Source organism: Kribbella sandramycini, from assembly GCF_013131805.1.
GTDB classification, from domain to species: domain Bacteria; phylum Actinomycetota; class Actinomycetes; order Propionibacteriales; family Kribbellaceae; genus Kribbella; species Kribbella sandramycini.
In genome coordinates this window covers 42,865-60,917 of record NZ_JABJRC010000004.1, presented here as the reverse complement: position 1 = coordinate 60,917, position 18,053 = coordinate 42,865, and the positions used below count along the sequence as shown (strand labels likewise).

Below are 18,053 nucleotides of genomic sequence, written 5' to 3'. Positions count from 1 at the left end.
CGCCGCTGGGCGGACGCCCCGCATCATGCGGCCGGGGGCTTGGGGGCGTCGTCGTAGATGCGGGCGGCGATGTCGCCCTCGGGGGTCTGGGAGTGGTTGTTGTTGACGGAGTGCTGGACGTTCTGCCAGACGGCCTTGCCGTCGCCTTCGGGCATGACGATCCAGGCGATCGCGTAGCCGAGGAGGGCGGTGCCGCCGGTGATGATGGTGAGGCCGACGATGCCGAGGCGGACCAGGGTGACGTCGATGTTGAGGTACTCGGCGAAACCGCCGGAGACACCGGAGAGCATGCGCTGCGAGGTGGAGCGGCGCAGGGACTTGCCGGACAGGTTCGAGAACGGTGCGTTGGAGTTCGTCATGAGTCAACTCTCGCCGTTCGGGGGCTGCCGCCACATCGGGATCGGTACCGAGACGCCCCTGAATCCGACCCCTACGACTTTGTGTGGAACCCCGGCCGTGGCCCACCTTGTCTTTACCGTGAGGGACGCCGACAGAGGGGTGCGGGAATGAGCGGGGAAGACGACTTCACGGAGTACGTGGCGGCGCGCTGGCCGATCCTGGTGCGCTCCGCGGTCCTCCTGGGGTGCTCGCATGCGGAGGCCGAGGACCTGGTGCAGACGGTGCTGGAGCGCTGCCTGCTGAAGTGGAACCGGGTGCGGACGGCGGAGGATCGGGACGCCTACGTGCACCGCATGCTCGTCAACAGCCTCATCACCTCTCGCCGCCGCCGCTGGCACGGTGAGAAACCGTCGGAGTTCTTGCCTGAGCACGCCGATGCCGACGAAACGGCCGGAGTCGATGACGCCGACCTGTTGAAGCGCGCACTGGCCAAGCTGCCCGTCGAGCAACGAACAGCCGTCGTACTGCGGTACTACGCGCACCTCAGCGAGCAGCAGATGGCGTCCGTCCTGGGCGTCGCCGCCGGCACTGTGAAGAGCCGGCTCTCCAGGGCCGTGAAAGCCCTGGCTCTGGACCCGAACCTGGCAGAACTGCGAGAAACCCGATGAACGAGCACAAGCTGTCCGAGCTCCTCGAACGCGCCGCCGACCGGACACCCGTCAACCCACCGCCCGTAGCCGCCATGCGCACCGGAGCCACCCGCCGCCGGCGCCGTCGGACCGCCCTGTGGTCAGTCGGCGGCACAGCGGTCGCCGTCGCCGCCGTGATCGGCGGATCGACCCTGCTGGGGCCGGGTGCCAAGCCGATCGACCAGCCGCCGGTTGCGGCGCCGCCTCCGGCTGCTGCGCCCGTGCCGGCCGGTATGCGGCTGGTCGGGGTTGGAAACGCCGCAGTGGCGGTGCCCAAGACCTGGGGTACCAACAAACTGCGCTGCGGTACGCCGGAGGTCGACACCGTCGTGGTGGACGTCGGAGCGCAGCCCATGTGCGCCATCGCCCGGCGTCCTGGCGTCGAGAGCATCGACCTCGGGGCCGAGCCGCGGTTCGACTTCAAGGCGACGGAGACGATCGAGATCGACGGCGTCGCGGCCCAGCGGGAGAAGACGACTTGTGTGACCACCAACCCCGGCACGGTCTGCGCCGGTTCGGTGCTGATCCCGTCGCTGAAGGCGTGGTTCCGGGCGGAGTCCTCGACCAGCGCCGCCGAGGTCGACCGCATCCTGGAGCAGATCCGCGTCGTACCCGACCAGGTCGGCGTACCGGGCTTCCAGGCGCTCAACCTGGGCGCCAAGCCCGCAGAGGCCTACCAGAACGAGCTCAAGCGGCTCGGGCTGGTAGCGGCGGTCAGCACGGTGAAGAAGCCCGACTACCCCGCGGGCGCCGTGCTCGGGGTGTCTCCGGCCGCGGGGACGATGGTCGCGCCGGGAGCGCCGGTGAAGGTCACAGTCGTCGGCTGAGAAGTGTCGGTGGGCACCTCTAGCGTCTGAGGGCATGGACGCGCAGGTGGTGCACAAGCTGGTTCGGGGGCTGCCCGGGGCCGAGGAGCACGAGGGGTGGGCCGGGCAGCCCGCGTTCAAGGTGCGCAAGAAGGGGTTCGCGTACCTGTCGGAGGACGAGACGCGGCTGATCGTCAAAGCCTTCCGCGAAGAGCAGGAGGCGCTCATCGCGGAGAGCCCCGAGGTCTACGCCCCCTCCTGGGAGAGCGGCCGGTTCGCCTGGGTCGACGTAACGCTCGCCCTGGCCGACGAGGCCGAGGTGGCCGAGCTGCTCACCGAGGCCTGGCGCCTGACCGCGCCGAAGTACCTCATCGCCCAACTGCCCGACTGACCGGCGTCAGCGCGGGCGGGCGGTGGTCGGCTTGCACTCGGTTGGGGCGAGTGCTAATACTTGGTTAGCACTCCTAGGGCGAGAGTGACAACGCTGGCTGCCCCTGGGGTGTGTACGAAGACGGCCCGATGAGGTGCCGGGAGCGGGGCGGGACATGAGCGCCACGACTCCGGCGCCGTCCGTCGCGGGCATCCGGCCGGCTGAACTGCCAAGACTCGACGCGGGAGGACTCGCGGAGAATGCCCAAGCTGATTTCTTTCAATGAAGAGGCGCGCCGCGGCCTCGAGCGGGGAATGAACACCCTCGCCGACGCCGTGAAGGTGACGCTCGGCCCGAAGGGCCGCAACGTCGTGCTGGAGAAGAAGTGGGGCGCCCCCACGATCACCAACGACGGTGTCTCCATCGCCAAGGAGATCGAGCTCGAGGACCCGTACGAGAAGATCGGGGCCGAGCTCGTCAAGGAAGTTGCGAAGAAGACCGACGACGTCGCGGGTGACGGCACCACCACCGCGACCGTGCTGGCCCAGGCGCTCGTGCGCGAGGGTCTGCGCAACGTCGCGGCCGGCGCCAACCCGATGGGCCTGAAGAAGGGCATCGAGAAGGCGACCGAGGCCATCAGCGAGCAGCTGCTCGCGCTGGCCAAGCCGGTCGAGACCCGCGAGCAGATCGCGGCGACGGCGTCCATCTCGGCCGCCGACACCCAGGTCGGCTCGATCATCGCCGAGGCGATGGACAAGGTCGGCAAGGAAGGCGTCATCACCGTCGAGGAGAGCAACACCTTCGGCCTCGAGCTCGAGCTCACCGAGGGTATGCGCTTCGACAAGGGCTACATCTCGCCCTACTTCGTGACCGACACCGAGCGGATGGAAGCGGTCCTCGACGACCCGTACATCCTGATCGTGAACAGCAAGATCTCGAGCATCAAGGACCTGGTCCCGGTGCTGGAGAAGGTCATGCAGACCGGTAAGCCGCTGGCCATCATCGCCGAGGACATCGAGGGCGAGGCGCTGGCCACCCTGGTCGTCAACAAGATCAAGGGCACCTTCAAGGCCGTCGCCGTCAAGGCGCCGGGCTTCGGCGACCGCCGCAAGGCGATGCTCGTCGACATCGCCGTCCTCACCGGTGGCGAGGTCATCTCCGAGGAGGTCGGGCTCAAGCTCGACACCGTCGACCTGGAGCTGCTCGGCCAGGCCCGCAAGATCGTCGTCACCAAGGACGAGACGACCATCGTCGAGGGCGAGGGCGACGCCGACCAGATCGCCGGCCGGGTCAACCAGATCCGCGCCGAGATCGAGAAGTCGGACTCCGACTACGACCGCGAGAAGCTGCAGGAGCGCCTGGCCAAGCTGGCCGGCGGTGTTGCGGTGATCAAGGTCGGCGCGGCCACCGAGGTCGAGCTGAAGGAGCGCAAGCACCGCATCGAGGACGCCGTTCGGAACGCGAAGGCGGCCGTCGAGGAGGGCATCGTCGCAGGCGGCGGCGTCGCGCTGCTGCAGGCGTCGGTCAAGGCCTTCGAGAAGCTGGAGCTCGAGGGTGACGAGGCCACCGGCGCGGCGATCGTTCGGCAGGCCGTCGAGGCCCCGCTGAAGCAGATCTCCGTGAACGCCGGCCTCGAGGGCGGCGTCGTGGTGGAGAAGGTTCGCAACCTCGAGCCCGGTCACGGCCTGAACGCCGCGACCGGCGAGTACGTCGACCTGATCGCCACCGGCATCATCGACCCGGCCAAGGTGACCCGCTCGGCGCTGCAGAACGCAGCCTCGATCGCGGCGCTGTTCCTCACCACCGAGGCCGTCATCGCCGACAAGCCGGAGAAGGCCGCGGCCGCTCCGGGCGGCGCGCCCGACATGGGCGGCATGGACTTCTGATCCAGTAGTCCGACAGCACACCGAACGGCCCCGGGGTTCGCCCCCGGGGCCGTTTGCTGTCAGCGGTTCTCGTCGACCTCGCAGAACGACGCGTAGTGGTCGGCGGTGTAGTAGACGTGCGCGGGCGTGGTCTTGGCGCCGCCGCCGACCAGCCGGCGCGCGCCGCGGTCGGATGAGCCCGGGGTCTTGACGGTGTACTCGTGGTAGTAGCCGGAGGACTGCTGGGGGAGGAGTGCCTCGCGGTTCTGGAAGACGGTGCCGTCCTGACGGTAGGGGAACGGCCCGCCGGAGTGGATCAGCCGGAGAGTGTCGGAGGCCTGCGACGGCAGTGAGCTGAGCGCGCAGGTGGGGAGTGCGGCGTACGCGGGGGCGGTGAGGGTCGTGGTGGCGGCCAGAGCCAGGGCGGCGACGAGGGTTCTCATGGCCGGGAGGTTGCCCAGTGCAAACGACCGCGGTACATCCCAGGTGTGAATAACAGTTGGACTATGACCCCCTCGGGTCCTAGAGTCTGGCCCGGCGAGAAGCTGTCCCCAGCGGAAGGAGCGACCGATGAGCGACCTGTCAGGTATTCCGGCGCGACCCGTCCGCGACCACAGCTCGCACTGAGCGGAGCGGCGCGCCTCCTGTTGGAGGAATTGTGAACATCCGCAACACCGCCGAGTCCGATCTCGGCATCATTCGCACGCTGATCAAGCAGCAGCAGTCGATCAACACCGTCACGCCTGAGCGCTACGACGAGTACATCGTGTCCGGCTACTACCGGCACGAGTGGTCCTGGGTCGTCGAGGAGAACGGCGTCATCCAGGCCCTGGCCATCTGGTGGGGTGGTCGCGAGGACGACGAGCCGTTCAGCGTCGACGGCCTGTACTTCGTCGGCGACGGCGACCCGGTCCCGGCGTGGAGCGCCTTGATGCAGCACGTCCTGGCGAACCGGCCGGCCGACGCCGAGCAGCCGGAGTTCCACATCTTCCTGGACGCCGACTGGCAGTCCGACCTGGCGATCGCGGGTGCGGTGAAGGCGCGCATGCTGGCCGCCGGTGCGGCCGGTCTGATCGAGGTCACCGACCGGCTGCGGTACGAGTGGCTGGCGGAGTACGGCCTGCCGCCGCGGTCGACCCGGCTCCGGTTCGAGCCGGCCGACAACGAGGCCTTCGTGAACATGTTCATGCGGATCAGCGAAGGCAGTCTGGACGCCGCGACCGCGCGCGACATCGCCCGCCTCGGCGTCGAGGGGGCGGCTCGTGAGGAGGTCGAGCTCTACGAGACCCACCTGGAGGGCGACCGCGACTGGTGGCGGTTCGCGTACGACGCCGAGGGTAAGGAGATCGGCTTCGCGATCCCGTCGGCGAACAACGGCGGCCCGGTCGTCGGGTACCTCGGCGTCCTGCCCGAGCATCGCGGTAACGGGTACATCGACGACATCCTGGCCGAGATCACCCACCTGCTGGCCGAGACCGGCGCGGTCAAGGTCCGGGCCGACACCGACTTCGGCAACGTTCCGATGGCGAAGGCGTTCGAACGCGGCGGGTACCGAAACTTCGCCGTTCGCCGGGTTCTGTCCTTCCCGGAGGCGTAGTCCGGTCCTATAGTCCCCTGACATGTCAGGGAGTTTTCGGTGCGAGATATCGCGCTGATCGTGCACGTCGTCGCGGGAGCCCTGGCCGTACTGCTGGGGCTCCCAGCGATCGCGCTGACGCTACGGCGACGACGTTTGAACTGGGTTGGCGAGTCCTACCACTGGACGATCGCTGTGACGTGTCTGAGTGCACTGGTGATGGTTCCGTACGACTGGCGGCGCCTGTGGTTCTTCTGGCCGATCGGGGTCGCGGCGTACCTGTTCGTCTACTTCGGGCAGCGTGCGGCCGAGCAGCCCGGGGGCCTCTGGTATCGCGGCGTACTGCGGGGGTACGGCGGCAGTTGGATCGCACTGTGGACCGGCATCCTCATCACGGCGCTTCCGGACCAGGCATGGGCCTGGGCGGTCCCGGTGGTGCTCGGGACCGCCCTGGTCGAGTGGTACTGCTTCAGGCCGTCAGCGCAGTGGCTGGAAGAACGCGCGTAGGTCGGCGGTCAGCAGCTCCGGCACCTCCATCGCGGCGAAGTGGCCACCCTGGTCGTACTCGACCCAGTGCGACATTGCACCGGCTGGGTCGACCAGGCTCTTGATCGCAGTCTCCGCGCCGAACACGGCCACGCCGGTCGGCGGCGGAGTGAACTGCCCCCAGGCCGCAGCGGCGTCGCCACTGTCATCGGCGCTCCACTCGCTGCTCTCAGCGTTGTCGTCGCCGCCCCAGTCGCCGCCACCGCTCTGCTGGGCCAGCATCGCCTTCCAGGCCTGCATGCCCTCGTACAGCGCGTGGGCGGACGATGCACCGGACTCCGTGAACCAGTAGAGGCTCACGTTGGTCAGCAGCTGGTCGCGGTCCACGGCCTCCTCCGGCAGCTTCTTGTCCGGGTCGGTCCACTCGGCGAACTTCTCCACGATCCAGGCCAGCTGCGCGATCGGGGAGTCGTTCAGCCCGTAGGCCACGGTCTGCGGCCGGGTCGACTGCGACACCAGGTAGCCCAGGCCGTCCTCCAGGTAGCGGTTGAAGGTCTCGGCCCGCTTGGTGTCGGACTCCGACAGGCCGTCGGTCGACACCGGCCCGGCGAACGGCGCAGAGGCGGTGACGCCGGCCAGGTGCGCGCCGACGACATGCGCCGCGTCGATCATCGTCAGCATGCCGGTCACGCCGGACCCGGCGTCCGTGCCGTGCGCGGCGTACCGCTCGTAGCCGAGCCGGCTCATCAGCTCGGCCCACATCTGCGCGACACCGAACAGGTTGAACCCGGCCGGGCCGAGCGGCGTCGAGAAGCCGTACCCGGGCAGCGACGGGACGACGACGTGGAACGCGTCGGCCGCGTCACCGCCGTGCGCGACCGGGTCGGTCAGCCGCCCGATCAGCGCCTGGAACTCCACCGGCGAGCCCGGCCAGCCGTGCGTCAGGATCAGCGGCAGCGCGTTCGGCTCGGCCGACTGCTGGTGGAAGAAGTGGATCCGCTGTCCGTTGATCTCGGTGGTGAACTGTGGGATCGCGTTCAGCTCGGCCTCGGCCGCGCGCCAGTCGTACCCGTCCGCCCAGTACGCCGCCAGCTCCTTCAGGTACCCGACCGGGACGCCGCGGCTCCAGTCGTCGACCGCCGGGGTGGCCGGCCAGCGGGCCGACTGCAGCCGCAGCTTCAGGTCGTCGACCTCGTGCTGCGGGATCTCGATGGTGAAGGGCTGGATGTTCGTGTTCGTCGTCATGTCCTAAAAGATAGGAGGGATTGCGGAAGACTTGCTTCCGCAATCCACGACGACTTTCAGGCTTGGCCGGCTTTTTCTTCCGGAGTGGCCCGGCGCAGGACGAGCCGGGTCCAGGCGCCGACGTAAACGCGGTCGTCGGCGTTAAGCTCCTGGCGCTGGCCAGGCGGGATCGGGATCTCGGGCAGCGGGCCGGCCGCGGGCGCGACGTACGTGCCGTTGGAGGACTGCAGGTCCTCGACCCACCAGCGCTGGCCGTCGGTCGTGAGCTGGGCCTGACGGCGGCTCACCCCGGTGTCGTCGCCGCAGTCGACCTCCGGTGCGATCCCCCGGGTGCGGGACGGGCGCCCGACCAGGACGCTCTTCTCGCTGATCGGGATCACCACGGGCAGGCCCGGCGACGGACACGGGTCGTCGCTCTGCTGTACGGCGTACCAGTCGGGGTCTACCCAGCGTTCGACGACCCACTCGGCCACTGCGGCCGAGGGCGCGTGCGGAACCGGTGGGGGAGCCGAGAGGTCCAGGGACGACGCGGGCCGCGGCATGGTGCCAGTGGTGAAGTCGTAGCCGCAGTTCTCACAGAACAGCGCGTCCAGAGCTGCGTTGTCTGAGCAGTTCGGACAGGTCTGCCCGGCCGGTGCCGGTGCGGCCACTGCGGGGGCCGGAACCTGTGCCGCGGCAGGAGTGGCCGCTGCACCGATCGGAAGCCCGCAGACGTCGCAGTAGTCGGTCGAGGTGGACGGGTGCCCGCTCGGACAGTTGACTGTGCTCATTTCTTGATCCGGGTGGTCTTGGTGGAGGCCGTGTCGAGGGCCATCTCGTCCGCCTTCTCCACGGTCCGTTTCAGCCGGACCGTTCCGGTGTCCTGGTCATCGATGTCGACGACCTTGCGCAGCCGGGTGGTGGCCTCCTCGTTACCGGTCTGCGCGGCCAGCTGGACCGCACGGCCCAGCTTGGTGGTCGCGGTGGCGGTGTCGCCGGCAGCCTTGGCAGCCAGGCCCTCCTGGATCGCCTCGGCCAGCTCGGTCTGCCCGGTGTAGTGCGCGACCTCAGGGCTGATCCGCGTGGTCAGGGCCTCGTCGTTGGACCACAGCGCCTTGACCAGCTCGCTGGCGACCACCTGGTCGCCGATGGCCAGCTGGACGCGCGCTGCGAGCTGCTCCTGCCCGATGCCCTTGGCAGCCAGGCGAATCGCGACGTGGTAGTCCCGGGACTCGTCACCCCAGGAGCCGGTCGGGTACGAGCCGGTCAACGCGTTGACCGCGGTCCGGCGGGAGGTGAGGTCCTCAACAGTCGGTGCGACCTGGCGGACGAACAGGACCTCGGCGCCCTGCGGCGCCCAGACCCGAAGGTCGGCCTGGGCGACGCCCCGAGCCATCGCGTTCTGGATCAGCTTGGCGAACTCGTCGGCGAGCTGGTGTGGCGCGGGGATGATGTCGACCGTGCCGAGCAGCGCCTGTGCGATTCGGCGTACCTCGTCGACCTGCCAGGCCACGCCGACACCGCGGGTGTCGCACTGGAACTGGCCGGTGACCGCCTGGATCGCCTGCGTCAGCGCCTCCGGCGTCTCGTGCTGGTTCTCGCCGTCGGTGAGCAGGATTGCGTGCTTCTGGGACAGGGTCGGGACGGTGGCGAAGACACGGCCCGCCAGCCGCAGCCAGGTGCCCATGGCTGTTCCGCCGTCGGCGTAGAACCGGGCGACGGCGTCCTTGGCGGCCTGCCGGGTGTAGGGGTCCATCTTCACCATCACCGGCTCGGCGGACGGCGGGAATGCCAGCTGCGCGCGGTCGTTACCGGAGATCACCGCGAACCAGACTCCGTCGAGGATCTGGTCGAGCGCCGTCTGGGCGGCGTACGCCGCGGCCTGGACGCCGTCCTTACCCATCGAGCCGGACGTGTCGACGATGATGATCTCGCCCGCGTCGCCGCTACCGCTCTGTCCGGCCGCGCCGGCGCCCGTGCAGTTCACCGTGACGATCGCGTGTACGTCGGTCCCGCCGTCGGGCAGGAACTCGTTCTGGTACACGGCGGCGGTGAAGTTTGCCATTCTGAAGTCCTCCCCTAGATCCGCGCGAGCGCGACGGTGATGTTGTCCTGGCCGCCCTGGGCGTTGGCCCAGTCGACCAGTGCGGCGGCTGTTGCGAGTGGCTCGCCGCCTGCGGCCGCAGCGGTCTGACGGACGAGGTCGGCCAGCGGTGCCGCCTCGGAGCAGTAATTCCAGAGCCCGTCGGAGCAGACGAGCAGCCAGCCGGGCTCGGCCACCTTGAGCGTCGTCGTCCGCGGGGTGTGGTCCGGTGCGTCCTTGCCGAGCCACCGCGTGATCGCATGTGCGTGCGGACCGGACTCGGCCTGCTCCCGGGGGATGCCGGTCGCGATCAGCTCCGCAGCCCACGAGTCGTCCACAGTCAGCGCGACCGGGGCGGAGTTGTCCGGGAACCAGTACGCGCGGCTGTCGCCGACGTTCCCGGCAACGAGCAGCCCGTTCTCCAGGACGGCGGCCACGAACGTGCAGGACGCCGGGTTCGGGCTGTCGGGGCTGGTGTTCTCCAGGACGGCGTCGCTCGCAGCATCAGCTGCCGCCTTCAGCCGGGCCACGATCGCGCTGGCGCGCGACGACTCGGTGCCGATGCCCTGAGCGTGCCCAGCGGTCAATACGTCGCGGGCGGCACGCGCTGCGGCCAGCGAAGCGACGTCCGAGTCGAGGGATGAGCTGACGCCGTCGCAGACGACCAGTAGGGCCCGGCTGCCCGGCTCGGCGTCCGCAGCGATCGCCAGCGCGTCCTCGTTCCGGGCGTGCCGGATGCCGCGGTCACAGACGCCGGCGACCCACGGCGACGGCTGCTCGCTGAAGTGGTCGCGGACCTTGGCCGCCTTGGCGCCGCAGGTCTCGCAGTAGCCGTCGGCGCCGATCGTGCCGCCACAGGAGACACACGGTCCGACCGGGGGAGCGGTGTTGATCTCGACGGTCGGCTCGGTGTCGGTGTCCAGCGCCGGAGTGTTCGGCGAGCCGGCACCGGCAGCCGCTGGGTTGAGCTCCGTGCCGCACGCCTCGCAGTAGCGGTCGGCGTCGGACACCGGGCCGCCACAGCTGGGGCAGACCGTGTGGGTCGTACTCGTCATCGAACCGTCCATCCTCGAACATTGTTGGCCAGGTCGACCAGGGCAATACGCTCCGGCCGGCTCTGGGCAGCAGCTGCCAGTTGCCGGTAGGTGGCCTCGAGCCCGTCCCGCAGGGCCGGCTCGGTGGCCACCCGGCCGTCGATCCGCAACCCCGGCTGCGGACCGGACTGCAGGACTTGGTCCAGCGCGTTCCGGAACACATCCGCGGTCAGAGTGGCCCGGTCGACCGGGTCGATGGTCAGCGAGTCGATGCTGGCCATCGCCTGGGCGAGTGCGTCCAGACCACGCCCCGATCCTGCCAGCAGACCGGCCCGCTGGCGACGAGCCCGGACGTACGCGCCGCTCGTCGGCGGCACCAGATCGAGCGCCGCGAGCGCGCCGTCCAGGTTGTCGCGCTTGGTCCGGATCGCTGCCAGCCCGAAGGCCGATGGGGCGATGTAGTTGGCATCTGTGCGGGCGCAGGTCTGATAGAGGCCCTCGGCAACGTCGAACTCGCCGCTGAGCTCACAGGCGATCGCCAGCGCCAGCTTGGGCGCCAGCTCACCTGGGACCTGCCCGTAAACCGCGTTGAAAGCGGACTGCGCCCCGGGCGCGTCGCCACGGGCCAGAGCGACCAGACCGGCCATCCAGACCGCACGCCACTCCCACGGGTCCGCAGCGAGCAGATCGGAGACCGCAGTGTCGACCATCTCGTAGCGGTCCGGGCCTGCTTCGAGCGCGGCGCCGGCAATCTCCAGCAGGATCTGTGCCGACGACTCCGGCGCGTCGACCAGCAGTTCGAGTCGTTTGGCCGCGTCCGGCACGCTGACCGTCTTCAGCCAGCCGGCCATCTTGTCGCTGTCGTCCGCGATCAGCGAGGGCAGCCGCTGCCAGGGTGCGGCCTCGTCACCCAGACCGCCGGAGCGATCGCCCGGCGTACCGAACAGCAGGGAGGACGCGGAGTGCTGTGCGGCCTGCACACCCTGCTTGTCGGCGACCACCTCACGCAGTACGCCGAGCAGTTGCACGCGGAACTCGTCAGCGGTCTGGAACCGGTCAGCCGGGTCCTTGGCGCAGGCCTTGGCCAGCAGGCGGTAGACCGAGTCGTACTTCTGGAACAGCGGTACTTCGCCGACCGGAGGCAGCGAGGTGACGTAGCGGGACTGGTAGCCGCGGAACTCCATCGCCAGCACGCATAGCGTCCGGCCGAGGGTGTAGATATCAGAGGCGATCGACGGGCCGACCTCAGCGACCTCGGGCGCCTGGAAACCGACCGTTCCGTAGATGGCCGAGTCCAGGTCGTCGATCCGCCGGACGCCGCCGAGGTCGATCAGCTTGACCGCATCGCCGACCTGGATGATGTTGTCCGGTTTGAAGTCGCAGTAGACCAGACCGAGGTCGTGCAGATACGAGAACGCAGGCAGGATCTCCAGCAGGTAGGCGATCGCCTGGTCGATCGGGAGCGCGTCGTACTGGCCGTTGTTGGCGGCCATACGCTGTTTGAGCAGCGTCTTCAGCGACGTGCCGCCGACGTACTCCATCACGATGTAGCCGGCGCCTTCGTGGGTGACGAAGTTGTAGATCTCGACGATCAGCGGGTGCTCGACCCGGGCCAGGAACTGCTGCTCCGCGATCGCGGCCGCGACGGCGTCCGGGTCCTCGGAGTTCAGCAGGCCCTTCAGAACCACCCAGCGGTCGGAGACGTTCTGGTCCTGGGCCATGTAGATCCAGCCGAAGCCGCCGTGCGCCAGGCAGCCCCTGACCAGGTACTGGCCGCCGACCAGGTCGCCGTCCTTCAGCTTCGGCGAGAACGAGAACGGGTTGCGGCACTTCGGGCAGAAACCCTCGCTGCGACCCGGCTGGTCACCACGCGAGCGTCCGACCGCGTTGCCGCAGCTGGGGCAGTTCCGGCGGTCCTCCGGGACCATCGGGTTGGCCAGGATCGCTTTGCTGGCGTCGATCGCCGGAATCGTCGGTACGTGTGTCAGCCCGGCGCCGAGCCGCGCTCCGCGCAGCCGGGTGGACGACGTACCCAGGCGACGGGTCAGCTTGGAGCCTGCCTGCGCAGCGCGCGCGGAACCGAGTGGAGTGGACGCCAGTCGGTTCGACGCCCGGGAGACCGTGGACGGCGAGCTGATCGGGTCCGGCTCGTCGACAGCGGCTGCGGCGCCGGCTGGCGATCCGCAGACGTCGCAGTACCCGTCGACGTACGTACCGGTGCAGCCAGGCTGCGTGCAGCCGCCGGAAGCCGGTGCGGGCGTTGCTGCGGCCACTGGTGACCCGCAGACATTGCAGTAGCCGTCCTCGATGCTGCCGGTGCAGCCGGGCTGCGTGCAGGCGATGGTGGTCATCTGGTCCCTCCTGTGCTCTCCAGATAGGCCTGGTACGCCGCGACGAGCGCCGCGAGCCGGATGGTGTCCACCGGCTCCGACTCGATCACCGCACGGCCACGCCGGTACACCTCGGCAAGGTCTTCGTTGTTCGGCGCCACCCTGGCCGCCTTCACTCGATAAGCGTCCAGCAGCGCGCTCAGCTCATCCCGCCGCTGCAGCGCCGCGCCGTACGCCGCCTGTGCCTGACCGAGCGCCCGTCGTACGGCGTCCAGTCGGGTCAGGTACTTCTCCAGCTCGGCCGGGGTGTTCGGCACCGGCCCGAGCGCTGTCACATCCGGTACGGCGAGTCGTGGCGCCGGGGCGACCGCTGCGACCGCTTTGTCGGCCAGAGCGCGGACTGCGGTGCCCTGCGCCTCCAGGTCACCACGCAGCGAGCGCGCACGGGCCACATCGGCCGCACGCTCCTGCCGCGTGGCCGCACCGACGATCAGATCGCGCTCCGAGCGCGCTGCGTCGATTTCGAACGGCCCGATCAGACCACCGACATCCGCACCGCGCTTGTTGCGCTCGACCAGGTCGGTCAGCCGCCGGTCCAGATCGTGGTGCTGGGCCAGGGCCGCATTCCGGACCGCGGCGGGCTCCTGCTTGACCAGATCACCGATCCGCTCGACCTGCGCGCGCAACTGCCGCAGCCGCGCCGCCAGATCGGCGTCCCCTGGCTCCAGCGCCAGCTTGGCCCGCAAACTCGACGCCAGCGCATCCGACAACTTGCATGCCTCAGGCAACGAAACCGCGAGTGACCCGCCCGCGCCGCCGGTATCCAGCCCACCCCAGATCAGCGTGGAGATCCGCTCGGTCTCCTTGACCCCGACCCGCCCTGAATCCCACGTCACCAGAATCAGCTCGTACCGATCCGACACGGCCTTCCACACCGCCATGCTGAGCACCACATCCGCACTCAGCGCATCCGCGTCCTCGGCATGCAGGGCAGCCTGATCCAACTCGTCCAACTCGGCCTTACGCCGATCCCGCCACCGCCCCAACGCATCCAGAAACGGCAACAACTCCGCCGCCGGCACGCTGCTCCCCATCCTCCCCGGCGGCGCAGGAGCTGTCGCGGTAGCTGTCATCATCGGTTGTACACCGGGGCCGGGGCACTCTTCAGCGGGCCGAGGTCCGGCGCGAGCCACTTGTTGTACGACGCCATCCACTCGCCGTTCGCCTTGATGTCCTCCAGCACCTGGTTGACGAACCGCACCAGGCCGACGTTCTCGCGGTTGATACCCAGCCCGTACGGCTCTTCGCTGAACCGCTGCGTCAGCACCCTCGCGTACGGGTCCTGAGCGGCGTCGCCAGCGAGCACTGTGTCGTCGCCGCTGATGCCGTAGGCCTTGCCGGACTGGAACAGCACCAGACACCCGGTGTCCGTGTCTGCTGTCACCGGAATGACGTTCGGGTTCTGCTTCTTGAGGTTGTCCAGGCTGGTCGAGCCGGCCGGGGCACAGATCGTTTTGCCGTCCAGCTCCTCCACAGTCTTCGCAGTGGAGTCTCGGGGAACCAGAGTCTTCTGGCCGGACCGGTAGTACTCGGCGGAGAACGCGATCTGCTTCCAGCGGGGGCAGTTGATGGTCATGTTGCGCGCCACGATGTCCACTGAGCCGTTGACCAGTGCCGGGATGCGCTGCGGGCTGGAGATCACGCGCAGCTCCAGATGACCTTCCCACTTGCCGAAGATCGCCTTTGCGACCGCCTTGACCATGTCGATGTCGAAACCCTCGATCTCGCCGGTGATCGGGTTCCGCGCACCCAGGTGCAGGCTGTCCGCGGAAACGCCCGCGATCAGCCGCTTCCGCGTTCTGATCTCCGCCATCCGGTCGTCGGTGAGCGGGCCGGAGCTCGGCGCGTACGAGCGCAGCGGGTCGGGGTCGACGCAGCTCGGCGCTGCCGCGGGCGGAGCGACCGGCTGCGGCTTGGCCTTCTCCGGGATCTGGGGCGCGTTGTACGAGCCGGAACTGCATGCGGTCAGCGTGAGCAGCAGTGCGGCGGATGCGGCGATCAGCTTCTTCATCGGTATTCCCCCAGACGCTGCGACATACCCCAGGCGACCAGTAGCGCGACCGCGATACCGATCGGCAGCCCGAGCAGGCCGATCGGCGGCAGGCCGTCCTTGGCGTCGCGCAGGCTGTTGGTGACGGCCGTACCGGACTCGGTCAGTGCGGCTTCCGAACCCTTGTCGAACGCCGCGAACGCTTCCACGGACTTCTTGGTCGCAGTGGCGACGGCCAGATCCCACTTGCCGTCGTTGTCGTCGTCACGGACTGAATCGTGGAGCGCCTGGTAGGCCTGCCAGGTGTTACGCAGCACGGTGCTGTTGCTGCCCTTCAGGTTCTGGACGACGACAGCCGCGGAAGCGTCGTACTCCTTGTTGTAGGCCTCGCCCGAGCCGCGGGCAATCAGAGTGAGGCTCTCGTTGGAGCGGGCGTCGTACGCCGCGATGCGAGCGCGAGAGAGCGCCAGCGTGGTGTCGTAGTCGCCTTTTCGGGTGTCGGAGGCTTGGCCGGAGGCGGAGAGGAGGGCGAAGCCGCCGATCAGGGTGGTGAGGACTACGACGACGGTGCTGATCAGGATCGGGATGTTGAGGTAGCGGTGGGTGCGGCCGGCCAGCCAGCGGAGGGTGGTGAGGAGGACCGTTGCGGCGAGGAGGCCGGCGACGAAGACCCAGAAGACGCCGTTGTTGGCGCCTTTGAACTCGGTGTCGACGCGCTTCTCGTTGGCGGTGACCAGAGCCTTCACCAGCGGGAGGGAGTCGTTCTGGAGGACGGCGTTCGCGTCGCGGAGGTACTGCGAGCCGATGGGGAGGCCCTGGCGGTTGTTGGCGCGCGCCTGCTCGATCAGCCCCTGGTAGGTGACCAGAGTGGTGTTCAGCTGGCCCAGCACCTCGCGGTCGGCCGGCTGGGCAGAGGCGGCGTCCGCTACGAGGCGGGCGGCCGATGCCATCGAGTCGACGAAGTGCTGGCGCTGCGCCGGCGGTTCGAGACCGCCGACCAGGAAGGCGTTGGTGGCGTCGGCGTTCGCGCTGACCAGGTTGGTGTGGATGGCCTGGATGCGTACCAGCTGCGCTGCGTTCGCGTCGGCGCGCTGCAGAGCGCCCTCGGACTGCTGGAAGCCTTGTGCGGCCGAGAGACCGAACAGCACGCCGACAACCGCAGCGACGATCAGGAACGCCCGCATGCGGCCCGGCGTCCCGTCGAACCAGGTGCCGGTGATGCCGCGCTGTTTCGGCGCCTGCTGTGGCGGCGGTGGCGACCAGGAGACGGTCGGCGGCGCACTCTGAGTCTGGGTCACGACTCTTCTCCTTCAGGCTCAGTTGGTTCGTCGCTCAGATCCGATGCGAGGATCTGACGCAGCTCGTCGGTCGTGGGTGCCGTCACGTCGCGCAGCCGCCAGGCGTGCCGGCCGATCGCGGCCTCGAGCACGTTGCGGGCGAACCGGCCGTTGCCGAACGAACGGCCCCGCGGCGTCGCGACGAGGATCTCGTGGAACCGCTCCAGCGCTGCGGGCACCAGCTCGTAGTCCGCGCCGTCGGCCAGGCCGGTGAGGATGTCGGTCAGCTCGTCGTCGGTGTAGTCGTCGAAGGCGATCGTCGTCCGGAACCGGCTGGCCAGCCCGGGGTTGGCCGCGATGAACGTCTCCATCGGCTCGGGGTAGCCGGCCACGATGACGACCAGGTCGTCGCGCCGGTCCTCCATCTCCTTGACCAGCGTGTCCACGGCCTCACGCCCGTACTGGTCGGCGCCGAGGTCGCCCGCGGTCAGGCTGTACGCCTCGTCGATGAACAGCACGCCACCGGCCGCCGACGCGACCACCTCGGCGGTCTTGGTCGCGGTCTGCCCCAAATACCCGGCCACCAGCTCGGAACGGTCCACCTCGACCAGCTGCCCCTTGGACAGCAGCCCGAGCGCCTTGTAGATCCCACTGACCAGCCGCGCGACTGTGGTCTTTCCGGTCCCCGGGTTCCCCACGAAAACCAGATGCCGCGTGATGGTCGGGCTCTTCAGACCTGCTTCGGTCCGGAGCTTCTCCACCCGCAATACCGCGACCTGCCGGTGCACCTCGCGCTTGACCGTCCCCAAGCCGGTCAGCGCGTCCAACTCGGCCAACAGCTCTTCGACGCTCTTCGCCGGATCTTCAACCGCTGCTGGCTGTTCTGCGGTCTCAACCGCCGGAGCGGCAGCCGCTGGAGTCGGCCCGCCGACCTGCACCGGCCGTGCCCCTGCTGCCTGCAATTGGGCTGCTGCTGCGACCGACGCATTACCTACTACCCGCATTGTCGGCTCACCGAGCATGCATGCGGCCGAGGCGACCTCGGCGAGCGCTTCGGCGTACGCAACCTTCTCCGGCGACCCTGCGGTGACCAGCTCGGTCAGTACGGCGGTGGGCGCGCCCCGCCAGCGCCGTCCGCGGACGGCGGCGTCGAAGAAATCCTGTGTGGTCGCACCGGGGCTCACCTTGGCCCAATCAGCCGGTGCGCCCGGCGCGGACTCCGCCAGCGCGGCAGCCAGCGACAATGCCTCCGCTCGCGCGCGATCCGCCGCGACGCCGGCGCGGGTGGCTACTGCCACCAGCGTGCTCAGCGTCTCGTCGAGTCCCCCCTTGGCGCTCATGACGCTCCTCGTCCTGGTGGTGGTTGGAGTGGTCCGGTGTCCGGTGGTGGTGTCGACTGGGTCGGACCGAGGGCCAAGGATCCGCCAGTGGACGGCGTTCCGAACTTCTCTTGCAGGAACCGGCCATGGGCGATCAGTGCGGCCGCGTCCGCCCGGTTCACCGCGTCGAACACTTTGTCCATCGTCGAGCCCAGCAGGTCCAGCTGGTCGATCAGGATCATCAGCGAGGTCTTGCCGCGGTCCACCGGCCGGGTGTCGGCCCACTGGCGCGGCAACCGCAGGTACCCGCCGATGGCCTCCGGCAGGTAGTCGGTGGCCGTCGCCATCACGGCGTACGCCTGTGCGCTGCCGGCCAAGTTGCCCAGCCGGGGGATGGTCTCCCGCACGGTCCGGACGACGCGCCCCACCCGCGACGCCACGACCGCCGGTACGGCGCCGTCCGCGACCAGCTGCTCGACGCGGACGAGCGCCTCCAGCAGGTCATCGGTTGTCGGCGCCCGCGGCCCCGGGGCAGGCGGGGGCTCCTCCTTGCGACCGGTCAGCCGCGCGAAGAAGTCCCCCAGTGCCATACGTTCTCCCGCTAC

General features: G+C 69.2%; 18 protein-coding genes. 6 read left to right on the top strand and 12 right to left on the bottom strand.

The genetic code is table 11. The features are described 5' to 3' along the window. Window positions 1-23: 23 nt before the first annotated feature. Window positions 24-359, bottom strand: coding sequence for a PspC domain-containing protein (locus HPO96_RS18390; RefSeq protein ID WP_171674730.1), 336 nt, complete (start codon window positions 357-359; stop codon window positions 24-26). 147 nt (window positions 360-506) lie between these two features. Here HPO96_RS18390 and HPO96_RS18385 point away from each other — a divergent pair, with 147 nt between their 5' ends. From HPO96_RS18385 to groL, 4 genes are all read left to right on the top strand, one after another. After that, window positions 507-1,007 (top strand): SigE family RNA polymerase sigma factor, encoded by a 501-nt coding sequence (locus HPO96_RS18385; RefSeq protein ID WP_171674729.1) that lies wholly within the window; start codon window positions 507-509, stop codon window positions 1,005-1,007. Further along, on the top strand, window positions 1,004-1,855 hold the full coding sequence (locus HPO96_RS18380; protein ID WP_171674728.1) for a PASTA domain-containing protein: 852 nt from the start codon (window positions 1,004-1,006) through the stop codon (window positions 1,853-1,855). The genes HPO96_RS18385 and HPO96_RS18380 overlap by 4 nt, the downstream gene beginning before the upstream one ends. 34 nt (window positions 1,856-1,889) lie before the next feature. Beyond that, entirely contained in the window at window positions 1,890-2,225 is a 336-nt protein-coding gene (locus HPO96_RS18375; protein WP_171674727.1) for an MmcQ/YjbR family DNA-binding protein, read from the top strand. Between the two features lie 239 nt (window positions 2,226-2,464). Continuing rightward, window positions 2,465-4,090: a chaperonin GroEL gene (gene groL / locus HPO96_RS18370; RefSeq protein ID WP_171674726.1), complete on the top strand. Its 1,626-nt coding sequence runs from the start codon at window positions 2,465-2,467 to the stop codon at window positions 4,088-4,090. A gap of 59 nt (window positions 4,091-4,149) precedes the next feature. Here groL and HPO96_RS18365 read toward each other — a convergent pair whose 3' ends face one another. Continuing rightward, a complete protein-coding gene (locus HPO96_RS18365) occupies window positions 4,150-4,512 on the bottom strand; it encodes a guanyl-specific ribonuclease (RefSeq protein ID WP_171674725.1) in 363 nt (120 codons plus the stop codon). 215 nt (window positions 4,513-4,727) lie between these two features. Here HPO96_RS18365 and HPO96_RS18360 point away from each other — a divergent pair, with 215 nt between their 5' ends. Beyond that, window positions 4,728-5,666 (top strand): GNAT family N-acetyltransferase, encoded by a 939-nt coding sequence (locus tag HPO96_RS18360; RefSeq protein WP_171674724.1) that lies wholly within the window; start codon window positions 4,728-4,730, stop codon window positions 5,664-5,666. Between the two features lie 39 nt (window positions 5,667-5,705). After that, window positions 5,706-6,152 carry a hypothetical protein gene (locus tag HPO96_RS18355; protein ID WP_171674723.1) on the top strand — a complete coding sequence of 149 codons (447 nt, stop codon included), beginning with the start codon at window positions 5,706-5,708 and terminating at the stop codon, window positions 6,150-6,152. Here HPO96_RS18355 and HPO96_RS18350 read toward each other — a convergent pair. From HPO96_RS18350 to HPO96_RS18305, 10 genes are read right to left on the bottom strand one after another with little or no spacing between them, the layout of a single operon-like run. Next, window positions 6,123-7,376: an epoxide hydrolase family protein gene (locus HPO96_RS18350; RefSeq protein ID WP_171674722.1), complete on the bottom strand. Its 1,254-nt coding sequence runs from the start codon at window positions 7,374-7,376 to the stop codon at window positions 6,123-6,125. The two genes, HPO96_RS18355 and HPO96_RS18350, sit on opposite strands and share 30 nt — an antisense overlap. Window positions 7,377-7,432: 56 nt before the next feature. Further along, complete coding sequence (locus HPO96_RS18345; protein ID WP_171674721.1) at window positions 7,433-8,146, bottom strand: FHA domain-containing protein; 714 nt, start codon at window positions 8,144-8,146, stop codon at window positions 7,433-7,435. Then, window positions 8,143-9,420 carry a vWA domain-containing protein gene (locus tag HPO96_RS18340; protein ID WP_171674720.1) on the bottom strand — a complete coding sequence of 426 codons (1,278 nt, stop codon included), beginning with the start codon at window positions 9,418-9,420 and terminating at the stop codon, window positions 8,143-8,145. Before HPO96_RS18340 ends, HPO96_RS18345 begins: the two co-directional genes overlap by 4 nt. A gap of 14 nt (window positions 9,421-9,434) precedes the next feature. Further along, window positions 9,435-10,493, bottom strand: coding sequence for a PP2C family protein-serine/threonine phosphatase (locus HPO96_RS18335; protein WP_238355294.1), 1,059 nt, complete (start codon window positions 10,491-10,493; stop codon window positions 9,435-9,437). Further along, entirely contained in the window at window positions 10,490-12,823 is a 2,334-nt protein-coding gene (locus HPO96_RS18330) for a serine/threonine-protein kinase (RefSeq protein ID WP_171674718.1), read from the bottom strand. Before HPO96_RS18330 ends, HPO96_RS18335 begins: the two co-directional genes overlap by 4 nt. Continuing rightward, the gene (locus HPO96_RS18325) at window positions 12,820-13,896 is read right to left on the bottom strand and encodes a hypothetical protein (protein WP_238355293.1); all 1,077 of its coding nucleotides are present in this window, start codon (window positions 13,894-13,896) and stop codon (window positions 12,820-12,822) included. Before HPO96_RS18325 ends, HPO96_RS18330 begins: the two co-directional genes overlap by 4 nt. Window positions 13,897-13,934: 38 nt before the next feature. Next, entirely contained in the window at window positions 13,935-14,873 is a 939-nt protein-coding gene (locus tag HPO96_RS18320; RefSeq protein WP_171674716.1) for a glutamate ABC transporter substrate-binding protein, read from the bottom strand. Further along, on the bottom strand, window positions 14,870-16,150 hold the full coding sequence (locus HPO96_RS18315) for a hypothetical protein (RefSeq protein WP_171674715.1): 1,281 nt from the start codon (window positions 16,148-16,150) through the stop codon (window positions 14,870-14,872). The genes HPO96_RS18320 and HPO96_RS18315 overlap by 4 nt, the downstream gene beginning before the upstream one ends. Then, window positions 16,147-17,469: an AAA family ATPase gene (locus HPO96_RS18310; RefSeq protein ID WP_171674714.1), complete on the bottom strand. Its 1,323-nt coding sequence runs from the start codon at window positions 17,467-17,469 to the stop codon at window positions 16,147-16,149. The genes HPO96_RS18315 and HPO96_RS18310 overlap by 4 nt, the downstream gene beginning before the upstream one ends. Further along, window positions 17,466-18,038, bottom strand: coding sequence for a hypothetical protein (locus HPO96_RS18305; RefSeq protein ID WP_171674713.1), 573 nt, complete (start codon window positions 18,036-18,038; stop codon window positions 17,466-17,468). Before HPO96_RS18305 ends, HPO96_RS18310 begins: the two co-directional genes overlap by 4 nt. Window positions 18,039-18,053 lie beyond the last annotated feature (15 nt).

Coding starts and splice junctions, on each gene's coding strand:
- HPO96_RS18335 (WP_238355294.1), bottom strand. CDS start 10,493: ATGACGAGTACGACCCACACGGTCTGCCCCAGCTGTGGCGGCCCGGTG.
- HPO96_RS18340 (WP_171674720.1), bottom strand. CDS start 9,420: ATGGCAAACTTCACCGCCGCCGTGTACCAGAACGAGTTCCTGCCCGAC.
- HPO96_RS18390 (WP_171674730.1), bottom strand. CDS start 359: ATGACGAACTCCAACGCACCGTTCTCGAACCTGTCCGGCAAGTCCCTG.
- HPO96_RS18305 (WP_171674713.1), bottom strand. CDS start 18,038: ATGGCACTGGGGGACTTCTTCGCGCGGCTGACCGGTCGCAAGGAGGAG.
- HPO96_RS18320 (WP_171674716.1), bottom strand. CDS start 14,873: ATGAAGAAGCTGATCGCCGCATCCGCCGCACTGCTGCTCACGCTGACC.
- HPO96_RS18385 (WP_171674729.1), top strand. CDS start 507: ATGAGCGGGGAAGACGACTTCACGGAGTACGTGGCGGCGCGCTGGCCG.
- HPO96_RS18375 (WP_171674727.1), top strand. CDS start 1,890: ATGGACGCGCAGGTGGTGCACAAGCTGGTTCGGGGGCTGCCCGGGGCC.
- groL (WP_171674726.1), top strand. CDS start 2,465: ATGCCCAAGCTGATTTCTTTCAATGAAGAGGCGCGCCGCGGCCTCGAG.
- HPO96_RS18380 (WP_171674728.1), top strand. CDS start 1,004: ATGAACGAGCACAAGCTGTCCGAGCTCCTCGAACGCGCCGCCGACCGG.
- HPO96_RS18365 (WP_171674725.1), bottom strand. CDS start 4,512: ATGAGAACCCTCGTCGCCGCCCTGGCTCTGGCCGCCACCACGACCCTC.
- HPO96_RS18350 (WP_171674722.1), bottom strand. CDS start 7,376: ATGACGACGAACACGAACATCCAGCCCTTCACCATCGAGATCCCGCAG.
- HPO96_RS18310 (WP_171674714.1), bottom strand. CDS start 17,469: ATGAGCGCCAAGGGGGGACTCGACGAGACGCTGAGCACGCTGGTGGCA.
- HPO96_RS18325 (WP_238355293.1), bottom strand. CDS start 13,896: ATGGGGAGCAGCGTGCCGGCGGCGGAGTTGTTGCCGTTTCTGGATGCG.
- HPO96_RS18330 (WP_171674718.1), bottom strand. CDS start 12,823: ATGACCACCATCGCCTGCACGCAGCCCGGCTGCACCGGCAGCATCGAG.
- HPO96_RS18345 (WP_171674721.1), bottom strand. CDS start 8,146: ATGAGCACAGTCAACTGTCCGAGCGGGCACCCGTCCACCTCGACCGAC.